Origin of the sequence: Lysinibacillus sp. RS11, from assembly GCF_042019215.1 — a bacterium.
Classification (GTDB): domain Bacteria; phylum Bacillota; class Bacilli; order Bacillales_A; family Planococcaceae; genus Lysinibacillus; species Lysinibacillus xylanilyticus_A.
The window spans coordinates 3,804,084-3,816,938 of the sequence record NZ_CP168124.1; the positions used below are offsets into that span (position 1 = coordinate 3,804,084).

Genomic DNA, 12,855 nt, shown 5'->3' on the forward strand with positions numbered 1-12,855 from the left:
AATTAAATGGTGAGCCATGAAGGACTCGAACCTTCGACCCTCTGATTAAAAGTCAGATGCTCTACCAACTGAGCTAATGGCTCAAAACTATGGTGCCGGCGATAGGAGTCGAACCCACGACCTACTGATTACAAGTCAGTTGCTCTACCAACTGAGCTACACCGGCAAATGGTGGAGGATGACGGGCTCGAACCGCCGACCCCCTGCTTGTAAGGCAGGTGCTCTCCCAGCTGAGCTAATCCTCCTGGGTATAATGCCTAGCGACGTCCTACTCTCACAGGGGGAAGCCCCCAACTACCATCGGCGCTAAAGAGCTTAACTTCCGTGTTCGGTATGGGAACGGGTGTGACCTCTTTGCCATCATCACTAGACTATTTTAAAGACAAGATTTATTATAACGTATTTTCGTTACAATTGCAAGCTTTTTTTGAAAAAACTTTCTTGTTCTTTCAAAACTGGATAAACGTGCATTGAATGTTTCAAACATTTTGGTTAAGTCCTCGATCGATTAGTATTCGTCAGCTCCATGTGTCACCACACTTCCACCTCGAACCTATCTACCTCATCGTCTTTGAGGGATCTTACTTACTTGCGTAATGGGAAATCTCATCTTGAGGGGGGCTTCATGCTTAGATGCTTTCAGCACTTATCCCGTCCACACATAGCTACCCAGCGATGCCTTTGGCAAGACAACTGGTACACCAGCGGTGTGTCCATCCCGGTCCTCTCGTACTAAGGACAGCTCCTCTCAAATTTCCTACGCCCACGACGGATAGGGACCGAACTGTCTCACGACGTTCTGAACCCAGCTCGCGTACCGCTTTAATGGGCGAACAGCCCAACCCTTGGGACCGACTACAGCCCCAGGATGCGATGAGCCGACATCGAGGTGCCAAACCTCCCCGTCGATGTGGACTCTTGGGGGAGATAAGCCTGTTATCCCCGGGGTAGCTTTTATCCGTTGAGCGATGGCCCTTCCATGCGGAACCACCGGATCACTAAGCCCGTCTTTCGACCCTGCTCGACTTGTAGGTCTCGCAGTCAAGCTCCCTTGTGCCTTTACACTCTACGAATGATTTCCAACCATTCTGAGGGAACCTTTGGGCGCCTCCGTTACCTTTTAGGAGGCGACCGCCCCAGTCAAACTGTCCGCCTGACACTGTCTCCTGCCCCGCTAAGGGGCATGGGTTAGAATTTCAATACAACCAGGGTAGTATCCCACCGACGCCTCCTTCGAAGCTGGCGCTCCGAGATCTCTGGCTCCTACCTATCCTGTACAAGTTGTACCAAAATTCAATATCAGGCTACAGTAAAGCTCCACGGGGTCTTTCCGTCCTGTCGCGGGTAACCTGCATCTTCACAGGTACTATAATTTCACCGAGTCTCTCGTTGAGACAGTGCCCAGATCGTTACGCCTTTCGTGCGGGTCGGAACTTACCCGACAAGGAATTTCGCTACCTTAGGACCGTTATAGTTACGGCCGCCGTTTACTGGGGCTTCAATTCGCAGCTTCGCTTGCGCTAACCACTCCTCTTAACCTTCCAGCACCGGGCAGGCGTCAGCCCCTATACGTCACCTTACGGTTTTGCAGAGACCTGTGTTTTTGCTAAACAGTCGCCTGGGCCTATTCACTGCGGCTCTCATGCGCTTGCACGCTCAAGAGCACCCCTTCTCCCGAAGTTACGGGGTCATTTTGCCGAGTTCCTTAACGAGAGTTCTCTCGCACACCTTAGGATTCTCTCCTCGACTACCTGTGTCGGTTTGCGGTACGGGCACCTCTCACCTCGATAGAGGCTTTTCTTGGCAGTGTGAAATCAGGAACTTCGTCCATACGGACTCGCCATCACAGCTCAACGTTACAGTGTGCGGATTTGCCTACACACACGCCTTACTGCTTGGACGCGCACAACCAACGGCGCGCTTACCCTATCCTACTGCGTCCCCCCATTTCTCAAACGGTGAGGAGGTGGTACAGGAATATCAACCTGTTGTCCATCGCCTACGCCTATCGGCCTCGGCTTAGGTCCCGACTAACCCTGAGCGGACGAGCCTTCCTCAGGAAACCTTAGTCATACGGTGGACGGGATTCTCACCCGTCTTTCGCTACTCATACCGGCATTCTCACTTCTAAGCGCTCCACCAGTCCTTCCGATCTGACTTCAACGCACTTAGAACGCTCTCCTACCACTGACATCATAGATGTCAATCCACAGCTTCGGTGAATCGTTTAGCCCCGATACATTTTCGGCGCAGCGTCACTCGACCAGTGAGCTATTACGCACTCTTTAAATGATGGCTGCTTCTAAGCCAACATCCTGGTTGTCTGTGCAACGCCACATCCTTTTCCACTTAACGATTACTTTGGGACCTTAGCTGGTGGTCTGGGCTGTTTCCCTTTTGACTACGGATCTTATCACTCGCAGTCTGACTCCCGTGTATAAATATCTGGCATTCGGAGTTTGTCTGAATTCGGTAAACCGGGATGGCCCCCTAGTCCAAACAGTGCTCTACCTCCAGTATTCTCATCACGAGGCTAGCCCTAAAGCTATTTCGGAGAGAACCAGCTATCTCCAAGTTCGATTGGAATTTCTCCGCTACCCACACCTCATCCCCGCACTTTTCAACGTGCGTGGGTTCGGGCCTCCAGTAAGTGTTACCTCACCTTCACCCTGGACATGGGTAGATCACCTGGTTTCGGGTCTACGACCACGTACTAATTCGCCCTATTCAGACTCGCTTTCGCTGCGGCTCCGCCTTCTAAAGCTTAACCTCGCACGTAATCGTAACTCGCCGGTTCATTCTACAAAAGGCACGCTATCACCCATTAACGGGCTCTAACTACTTGTAGGCACACGGTTTCAGGATCTCTTTCACTCCCCTTCCGGGGTGCTTTTCACCTTTCCCTCACGGTACTGGTTCACTATCGGTCACTAGGTAGTATTTAGCCTTGGGAGATGGTCCTCCCGGATTCCGACGGAATTTCACGTGTTCCGCCGTACTCAGGATCCACTCAGGAGAGAACGAACTTTCGACTACAGGGCTTTTACCTGCTCTGGCGGACCTTTCCAAGTCGCTTCATCTAACTCGCTCTTTTGTAACTCCGTATTGAGTGTCCTACAACCCCAAGAGGCAAGCCTCTTGGTTTGGGCTCTTCCCGTTTCGCTCGCCGCTACTCAGGGAATCGATTTTTCTTTCTCTTCCTCCAGGTACTTAGATGTTTCAGTTCCCTGGGTCTGCCTTCAAGACGCTATGTATTCACGTCAAGATACTACGCGATTAAACGTAGTGGGTTCCCCCATTCGGAAATCTCCGGATCAAAGCTCACTTACAGCTCCCCGAAGCATATCGGTGTTAGTGCCGTCCTTCTTCGGCTCCTAGTGCCAAGGCATTCGCCGTGCGCCCTTAATAACTTAACCTACAGCTTTCAATACACATCGTATTTCGTCGTCAGCTTCACTCGTTCAGTCAGTCACGTACATAGGTACGCTCCTTCCTTCTCTCGTTTGCTTCCTAGAACTACTCGTGTCTTGAAACCTTCTTAAATTATTAAGCCTATAAAAAAACTTAAAAAATAAATGTGTTTGTTACAATTTCAATGTCGTTTTATCCAGTTTTCAAAGAACAAGTTTTGAAGTATTTCATTCAGAAGAATGAACCTTCAAAACTGAACGCAAAACGTAATCTTACAAACCCTAGGTTTGTATTCCGAAAATATCCTTAGAAAGGAGGTGATCCAGCCGCACCTTCCGATACGGCTACCTTGTTACGACTTCACCCCAATCATCTATCCCACCTTCGGCGGCTGGCTCCAAAAGGTTACCCCACCGACTTCGGGTGTTACAAACTCTCGTGGTGTGACGGGCGGTGTGTACAAGGCCCGGGAACGTATTCACCGCGGCATGCTGATCCGCGATTACTAGCGATTCCGGCTTCATGTAGGCGAGTTGCAGCCTACAATCCGAACTGAGAACGACTTTATCGGATTAGCTCCCTCTCGCGAGTTGGCAACCGTTTGTATCGTCCATTGTAGCACGTGTGTAGCCCAGGTCATAAGGGGCATGATGATTTGACGTCATCCCCACCTTCCTCCGGTTTGTCACCGGCAGTCACCTTAGAGTGCCCAACTAAATGATGGCAACTAAGATCAAGGGTTGCGCTCGTTGCGGGACTTAACCCAACATCTCACGACACGAGCTGACGACAACCATGCACCACCTGTCACCGTTGTCCCCGAAGGGAAAACCATATCTCTACAGTGGTCAACGGGATGTCAAGACCTGGTAAGGTTCTTCGCGTTGCTTCGAATTAAACCACATGCTCCACCGCTTGTGCGGGCCCCCGTCAATTCCTTTGAGTTTCAGTCTTGCGACCGTACTCCCCAGGCGGAGTGCTTAATGCGTTAGCTGCAGCACTAAGGGGCGGAAACCCCCTAACACTTAGCACTCATCGTTTACGGCGTGGACTACCAGGGTATCTAATCCTGTTTGCTCCCCACGCTTTCGCGCCTCAGCGTCAGTTACAGACCAGAAAGTCGCCTTCGCCACTGGTGTTCCTCCAAATCTCTACGCATTTCACCGCTACACTTGGAATTCCACTTTCCTCTTCTGCACTCAAGTCCCCCAGTTTCCAATGACCCTCCACGGTTGAGCCGTGGGCTTTCACATCAGACTTAAAGGACCGCCTGCGCGCGCTTTACGCCCAATAATTCCGGACAACGCTTGCCACCTACGTATTACCGCGGCTGCTGGCACGTAGTTAGCCGTGGCTTTCTAATAAGGTACCGTCAAGGTACAGCCAGTTACTACTGTACTTGTTCTTCCCTTACAACAGAGTTTTACGATCCGAAAACCTTCTTCACTCACGCGGCGTTGCTCCATCAGGCTTTCGCCCATTGTGGAAGATTCCCTACTGCTGCCTCCCGTAGGAGTCTGGGCCGTGTCTCAGTCCCAGTGTGGCCGATCACCCTCTCAGGTCGGCTACGCATCGTCGCCTTGGTGAGCCGTTACCTCACCAACTAGCTAATGCGCCGCGGGCCCATCTTATAGCGACAGCCGAAACCGTCTTTCAGTATTTCACCATGAAGTAAAATAGATTATTCGGTATTAGCCCCGGTTTCCCGGAGTTATCCCAAACTATAAGGTAGGTTGCCCACGTGTTACTCACCCGTCCGCCGCTAACGTCAAAGGAGCAAGCTCCTTCTCTGTTCGCTCGACTTGCATGTATTAGGCACGCCGCCAGCGTTCGTCCTGAGCCAGGATCAAACTCTCCATAAAAAGAAATTTGATTAGCTCAAATTGTTTTGCTGGCATCATGTTTGATGTCCAAAATTTTATTTCGTTCACTAACTCAAGGTTAGTTACTTAAAACTTTATTGATTACGTTTTGCTTGTTCAGTTTTCAAGGTTCATTTTGTCACCGTTTGTTTTCAGCGACTTTATTATCATAACTTGTATTCAACAAGAAGTCAACAACTTTTTTTAAAATCTTTTTTATCAAGTCGTCCTTCTTGTTAAGGACAAGTAATAATATATAATATAGCATTTTAAAAATCAAGCTTTTTTAGAAAAAAACTTAAAAATCTTTTTCTCATCAACTATAAACAATAGAATTCCTACTATAACAATTAATCCACCAATAATTTGTGTGTTTATTAAATACTCTTTAAAAATTACTAGAGCTAAAATGGCCGCACCAATTGGTTCAAATAACATCGCAATCGAAACTACATTTGTACTAACGTATTTGATGGACCAATTAAATAGTGTATGACCAAATAAATTAGGAACTATCGCTAATAAAACAAACCATATCCAGTCCATAATAGAATAAGGGCCGAATGATTCACCTTTAAAACATAGATAAATAACGTAATTGTACTAACAACATAAACAATCATCGTGTAAGTCACAAGAGATAACCTTTTACGTACATCCTGTCCAAATAAAAAGTAGGCTGTAACAAGTACGCACGCAATCAAAGCAAGCATATCTCCATAAAATGCAGTTCCACTAACTTTAAAATCTCCCCAACTAATTAAAACACTTCCGATTATAGAAATTGCTCCTGCAATAATAGTTTTTACAGTAATCTTCTCTTTAAAGAAAAAATACGTACCTATAAACGCAAACAATGGCTGAAGCGTAACCAAAACTGTAGAACTTGCTACAGAAGTGTAATTAAGTGATTCAAACCACAATATAAAATGAAAAGCTAAAAATATGCCTGCAATTGAAGAAAATAGCCAATCACGTATTCTTAATTGTTTTACCTCGTTAGTGTATTTCCAAAAAAACAGAGGAGCCATTATTAAGACCGAAAACAACATACGGTAAAACGCAATAACCCCTGCTTCTGCATTTGCTAATTTTACTAATATAGCAGATAAGGATACCGAGACAACGCCAATAAAAATAGGGATGTATGGATGAATTTTGGGTTTCTCCATAAAATCCAACCTCCAATCAATTATGCCTCCGCATAATTGCGTCCGGAATCGCCCGAGGCTTTAACTGCTCTCAGTGAATGTTTGGACACCCACTGAACACTCACTTAAACCCACATTCATCTTACTACCTTTAGAGGTGAGTGACTTATGGCTAAAAGAAGTTAAAAAATACTTATACATCATTCCGATCGTGATGTACAATACAAAAAAGTAATGTACATATAATAATGACACCTTGCATATCTCTTAGCAATACGAAATATCTGTGGAGGGTTGCTTATGGAAACCTTATTTGGAAATATGATTACATATGAAGTTGGCATAAAATTAGTTATTGCAGCCACATTAAGTTTAGTAATCGGCATTGAAAGGGAATTAAAAAAGAAACCTGTAGGATTAAAAACAAGCTTAGTCATTGCTACTTTTAGCTGTTTATTAACTATTATTTCGATTGAAACCGCCTATTCAACACCCCCAAGGTCTGACATCAATATTACAATGGATCCTCTTCGCTTGGCTGCCCAAGTTGTTAGTGGAATAGGATTTCTTGGAGCAGGCGTTATTTTAAGACGCGGAAATGATAGTATCTCAGGTTTAACTACCGCCGCTATGATTTGGGGAGCTGCTGGGATAGGAATTGCTGTTGGCGCAGGATTTTATATGGATGCTACATTAGCTGTTATTATCATTGTCTTCGGAATTGAGGTTTTATCGCCATTTCTTATGAAAATAGGACCAAAACGGATTCGTATGCGGGAAATATCATTGAAAGTTCAGATTAATGATGATAAAAGCAGTGAATCCTTTCTGCAATTTCTAAAGGAGAACAATATTATTATCGAAAACATCCGTATTCAAGATGTGCCAAACAATGATAATGTTTTACATGAATTAGATTTACGTTTATCATTAATTATCTCTGATAACTTACTGTCATTTTATCGTTCATTACGAGCACTACCTTATATAGAAAAAATAGAAATGGAAATTTTAAATTAGTTGGAGGATTCTTCGTGGCGGAAATATTGAAACTATTAAAAGACGGTAATAAACCCTCTCTAATGGCGGCATTTGTCAATGCCTTTTTAGGAATTATTAAAGGTGTTGCCTTTTTCTTTACAGGTAATGTTGCCATGTTTGCAGAAATGATGCACTCTCTAGGGGACGCAGCAAACCAATTTTTCGTTTATATCGGCTCAGCACTTTCTAAAAAAGCACCGACAAAACAATTCCCTGCAGGCTTTGGCCGAATTGTAAATTTAGTTTGTCTTTTTGCCGTTATTATTGTAGCCATCCTTTCTTATGAAACGGTAAAAGAAGGTTGGCATCATTTTATACACCCTGCTGGAGAATCTAAAGGAATGCTCATTGCACTTGGAGTATTATTGATCGGGATTGTTTTAGAAGGGTCTGTTCTTGCTAAAGCTGCAGTTGAAATTCTCCATGAAGCTGGTCAGGAAAAAGCAGGAATATTATCAGCAATCCCTAAAGCTTTTGGCTATTTACATCGTGCAAAACCAGCAACAAAATTAGTATTTATGGAAGACTTAGTTGCTACAGGTGGTAATGTTTTGGCCTTCGCTGCTATTTTAATCGCACATTTTACAGGCTGGACAAGAATAGAAGGACTAGTTTCAATGATAATTGGCTGCATGATGTTCTATGTAGTAGCAAAAGTGTTCCTTGATAATGCACGTGGCGTTATCGGTGAAACAGACGAAGAAATGCTCAACCACATCGCTCATCTTGTTATGGATGATCCGAACATTCAAGATATTGTACGCTTAGAGGTTATTAAAGAAGGCGAATTTTTACATGTGGAATTAGTTGCTGAAGCTGACGCTAATCTATCACTCGCTTTTCTAGATGACGTACGCGACCATTTAACAGAGATCATTTCAAGTCAGAAGGGCGTATCAAAAGTGACCATTTTATTTGATGAGGATGACGGGAAATTAGATTGGGTGCATGTTGGTGAAAGACCAGAAACTAAACATTAAAACAGTAACATCAACCTTATTATCCATAATATTTTTTCTATAATGGGATAAATAGCTAATTGCCATATTTCAGGCAGTTGGCTATTTTTTTAATTAATTGTAGACGCCCTCGTTTCACTTAATCATATTTCAATGAAGCCACCTTTAAACCTCTCCATTACATACAAAAACACGATTCTTACATGGCAATAAAAAATATGAGACCACAATGCGTAGCCTCATATCCATATTCAATATTAAAGTGAGTTTTGCAAAATAGTACGGACATCTTCTTCTTGTAATTTGTTGAAGTTTCCAAAAGGTCCATTTTGCATAGCATGTTCTACAATTTGATCGAATTTCGAATCATCAATATCATAATCTGCAAAGCGACTTGGAGCTCCTAATGAAGTCCAGATTGAAGATAAACGATCAATCCCCTCAAATGCAACCTCTTCCGGTGACTTCCCTGTCGCATCAACGCCAAAGACACGTGTTGCAAGGCCTGCAAAACGTTCTGGATTCACCGATACACTTAGACGCATCCAATGAGGCTGTAAAATTGCTAATCCACCTGCATGAGGAATATCGTAAACTGCAGATACAGCATGCTCAATATTATGTGACGCCCAATCACCACGAGACCCAATTGATAAGAATCCATTTAACCCAATTGTTCCAGCTAATAAAATTGTTTCACGCAACTGGATATTCTCCAAATCGCCAAGTAATTTAGGTGCTGTAGTAATGACCGTTCGTAAAACACCTTCACACATTTCATCTGTAATTGGTGTATTCGTCGTACTATGGAAATACTGTTCAAATACATGTGACATCATATCAACGATTCCATAAACTGTATGATCTTTTGGTACTGTCACTGTATACACTGGATTTAAAATCGAAAATTTCGGGAATGCAGCAGGACTACCCCAACTTAGTTTTTCTTCTGTAGCTGCGTTTGTAATAACAGAGCCAGAGTTCATTTCGGAGCCTGTTGCAGCAAGCGTTAAAACTGTTCCGAGCGGTAAAGCGTCCTGTACGAAAACTTTACGTTTCACAATATCCCACGCATCGCCATCGTATTTTGCACCAGCAACGATCAATTTTGAACAGTCAATAACAGAACCTCCACCAACGGCTAGAACAAGGTCAATTCCTTCTCTCTTACAAATATCAATACCAAGTCTTGCTGTTTCAACACGCGGATTTGGCTCGACACCACTCAATTCAAAGATCGTTTTATCCGCTTCATGTAACTTTTCGATGACGGCATTGTATACACCATTTTTCTTAATGCTACCTCCACCATATACAACTAACACCTTTTTACCGTATTGCGCGATCTCTTTTGGTAACTTTTCCAGTGCATCTTCACCAAAATGTAACTTCACCGGATTATAAAATGTAAATGAATCCATTCAATTCGCCCCTTTCTAGTTGGATTTTCTCATATTTCTATTAGGGAAAGCAAAGATTAAATTTTGGCGAGTCGTCGTTATAAATCTTATGAATCTATTCAGGAACTGGGACATTTATTTCTGCTTATTTCTCAACCCATAGCATTTTAAACAATCCTGGTTTTGGTTTTACTCGATTAAAAATTCTAATAGTAAAAACATATACTGCTCATCAAAGTATCAGCGATTTTCTCGATGTTATCAGAGTGAAGCAGCTCATCAGACGCTCCCAAGAATGCGCCCAGCCGGAACGGAAATCACCCCCTCTTTTTGCTCAAGAGCCCTACTTTATTTAATTTGACGCCTTAATTTCATTGACACACTAAGTCTTTAAAAACACGAAACGAGTCATCCCATTAAAGGAATGACTCGTTTCATATTTATATTTTGATTAAACCCATCCACGGAAGCGTGAAGCTTCTGCAGTACGACGAACACCTACCATATAAGCTGCTAAACGCATGTTAATGTTACGTGTTGTTGCTGTTGTATAAACGTTTTCAAATGCATCAACCATTTTTTTGTATAGACGTTCTTCAACTTCTTCCTCAGTCCAGTAATAACCTTGGTTATTTTGTACCCATTCGAAGTAAGAAACTGTTACCCCACCAGCAGATGCTAATACGTCTGGTACAAGTAAAATGCCACGCTCAGTTAAAATTCTAGTTGCTTCAGCAGTTGTTGGACCATTTGCTGCTTCTACTACAATGTTTGCTTTAATGTTGTGTGCATTTTCAGCAGTAATTTGATTTTCAATAGCAGCAGGCACTAGAATGTCACAATCAAGCTCTAATAATTCTTTATTTGAAATTGTGTTTTCAAATAATGTTGTTACTGTACCAAAGCTATCACGACGATCTAATAAGTATTCGATATCTAAACCTTCTGGATCATGAAGTGCACCATAAGCATCTGAAATACCGATTACTTTTGCACCTAAATCATGCATGAATTTCGCAAGGAAGCTACCTGCGTTACCAAAGCCTTGAATAACAACGCGTGCACCTTTAAGATCAATGTCACGTTTTTTCGCTGCTTCTTGGATAACGATTGTTACACCTTGTGCAGTAGCACGGTCACGACCTTGAGAACCACCAAGCACTAGTGGCTTACCTGTGATGAAACCTGGTGAGTTGAATTCATCCATACGGCTGTATTCGTCCATCATCCAAGCCATAATTTGCGCATTCGTAAATACGTCTGGAGCAGGAATGTCTTTTGTTGGTCCTACGATTTGACTAACTGCACGTACATAGCCGCGGCTTAATCGTTCAATTTCACCCATAGACATTTGACGTGGATCACAGATGACACCGCCTTTACCACCGCCATAAGGTAGATCCACAATACCACATTTCAATGTCATCCACATTGAAAGCGCTTTAACCTCTTCCTCAGAAACTGCTGGGTGGAAACGTACCCCACCTTTAGTTGGTCCTACAGCATCATTATGTTGTGCACGGTAACCAGTAAATACTTTAGTTGTACCATCATCCATTTTCACTGGGATGCGTACTTGTAACATACGAAGTGGTTCTTTTAACAATTCATACATTGCTTCGTCATAGCCAAGTTTATTTAGAGCATCTTGAATGACATCTTGTGTTGATGTGAATAGGTTTAAGTTTTCAGACATATTAAATCGCCTCTTTGTTTTTTTTAATGATAGTATATCGGCATCATTGTAACATACTTCCGAATTAAAATGTGAACATTTTGTTAAAGATTAAATACTTTTTCAATTTGAGCAATCGACCAGTCTAAATCTTCTTGTGAAATAACAAGTGGTGGCGCAAATCGAATGACTGTATCATGTGTTTCTTTACATAATAAGCCTAGTTCTTTAAGCTTTTCACAGTATGGACGTGCTGCCTCAGTTAATTCCATTCCGATGAATAGACCACGACCACGAACTTCTTTAATTACCGGATTATTAATGTTGCGTAATTTACCTTTGAAATATTCACCTAGCTCTTGAGAACGCTCAGCTAATTTTTCATCTAGTAATACTTTAAGTGATGCAATAGAAACCGCACATGCTAATGGATTACCACCGAATGTAGAACCATGTGAACCTGGATTGAATACACCTAAGATGTCACGGTTTGCAGCTACACAAGAAATTGGGAATACACCGCCACCTAGAGCTTTACCTAAAATGTACATATCAGGCTCTACATCTTCCCAGTCACACGCAAACATTTTACCTGTACGTGCTAAACCAGCTTGGATTTCATCTGCAATGAATAAAACATTGTTTTCACGACATAATTCGCGAGCTGCTTTTAAGAAGCCTTCTGGTGGAATAACAATACCCGCTTCACCTTGGATTGGTTCGATTAAAAACGCTGCAGTGTTCGGAGTAATCGCTGATTTCAATGCTTCTAAGTTACCATAATCCACTAACTTAACATTCGGTAACATCGGACCGAAGCCACGACGATATTCTTCGTCAGATGATAAAGATACAGCAAGCATTGTACGGCCATGGAAGTTTCCGTTACACGCAATGATTTCAGCCTTGCCATCTTCTACACCTTTTACATCATATGCCCAACGACGAGCCGCTTTAAATGCAGTTTCTACCGCTTCTGCACCTGTATTCATTGGTAATACCATTTGTTTATTCGTTAATTTACCTACAAGCTCATACCATTCACCAAGGTTTTCGCTATAAAACGCACGAGAAGTTAATGTTACTTTATCAGCTTGCTCTTTTAACGCAGCAATAATTTTAGGATGACGATGTCCCTGATTAACAGCAGAGTAAGCTGATAGCATATCTAAGTATTTGTTTCCTTCTGGATCTTTTACCCAAGCACCCTCAGCCTCTGAAATAACGATTGGCAGTGGGTGATAGTTTGCAGCACCAAAATTTTGAGTTTGTTCAATAACTTGTTGTGTTTTTGTCATATAGTATTCTCTCCTTACTTTCATCATGAAAAATCTATGGAAGACTAAAAGCTAATTT

Annotated in this window: 5 protein-coding genes, 3 tRNA genes, 3 rRNA genes and 1 pseudogene; 2 read left to right on the forward strand and 10 right to left on the reverse strand. The window is 42.8% G+C overall.

Annotated elements, in window-relative coordinates; genetic code table 11:
- Positions 1 to 7 precede the first annotated feature (7 nt).
- The 7 genes and pseudogenes from AB9L17_RS19640 to AB9L17_RS19670 all read right to left on the reverse strand — a co-directional run bounded on the left by AB9L17_RS19640 (position 8) and on the right by AB9L17_RS19670 (position 6,445).
- A tRNA-Lys gene (locus AB9L17_RS19640) sits at positions 8 to 83 on the reverse strand.
- Between the two features lie 7 nt (positions 84 to 90).
- Positions 91 to 166 (reverse strand) — tRNA-Thr (locus AB9L17_RS19645).
- 3 nt (positions 167 to 169) lie between these two features.
- Positions 170 to 245, reverse strand: a tRNA-Val gene (locus AB9L17_RS19650).
- Between the two features lie 10 nt (positions 246 to 255).
- Positions 256 to 371, reverse strand: a 5S ribosomal RNA gene (gene rrf, locus AB9L17_RS19655).
- Positions 372 to 488: 117 nt separating this feature from the next.
- A 23S ribosomal RNA gene (locus tag AB9L17_RS19660) occupies positions 489 to 3,416 on the reverse strand.
- A gap of 305 nt (positions 3,417 to 3,721) precedes the next feature.
- Positions 3,722 to 5,273, reverse strand: a 16S ribosomal RNA gene (locus AB9L17_RS19665).
- The 16S, 23S and 5S rRNA genes sit together here with 3 tRNA genes alongside, the layout of an rRNA operon.
- Before the next feature lie 276 nt (positions 5,274 to 5,549).
- Positions 5,550 to 6,445: pseudogene (locus tag AB9L17_RS19670) on the reverse strand (DMT family transporter).
- Between the two features lie 279 nt (positions 6,446 to 6,724).
- On the opposite strand from AB9L17_RS19670, the gene AB9L17_RS19675 reads away from it, so the two are divergent.
- Positions 6,725 to 7,444 (forward strand): MgtC/SapB family protein, encoded by a 720-nt coding sequence (locus tag AB9L17_RS19675; protein WP_068985276.1) that lies wholly within the window; start codon positions 6,725 to 6,727, stop codon positions 7,442 to 7,444.
- A 14-nt stretch (positions 7,445 to 7,458) separates the two neighbouring features.
- Positions 7,459 to 8,445, forward strand: a complete 987-nt coding sequence (locus AB9L17_RS19680; protein ID WP_068985277.1) for a cation diffusion facilitator family transporter — start codon at positions 7,459 to 7,461, stop codon at positions 8,443 to 8,445.
- 236 nt (positions 8,446 to 8,681) lie between these two features.
- Here the strand turns inward: AB9L17_RS19680 and AB9L17_RS19685 are convergent, their stop codons facing one another.
- The 3 genes from AB9L17_RS19685 to AB9L17_RS19695 form a co-directional block, all read right to left on the reverse strand.
- Positions 8,682 to 9,845 carry an iron-containing alcohol dehydrogenase gene (locus tag AB9L17_RS19685; RefSeq protein WP_223555778.1) on the reverse strand — a complete coding sequence of 388 codons (1,164 nt, stop codon included), beginning with the start codon at positions 9,843 to 9,845 and terminating at the stop codon, positions 8,682 to 8,684.
- A 430-nt stretch (positions 9,846 to 10,275) separates the two neighbouring features.
- A complete protein-coding gene (locus tag AB9L17_RS19690) occupies positions 10,276 to 11,520 on the reverse strand; it encodes a Glu/Leu/Phe/Val family dehydrogenase (RefSeq protein WP_068985279.1) in 1,245 nt (414 codons plus the stop codon).
- Positions 11,521 to 11,603: 83 nt separating this feature from the next.
- Positions 11,604 to 12,797, reverse strand: coding sequence for an ornithine--oxo-acid transaminase (locus AB9L17_RS19695; protein WP_068985280.1), 1,194 nt, complete (start codon positions 12,795 to 12,797; stop codon positions 11,604 to 11,606).
- Positions 12,798 to 12,855: the final 58 nt, after the last annotated feature.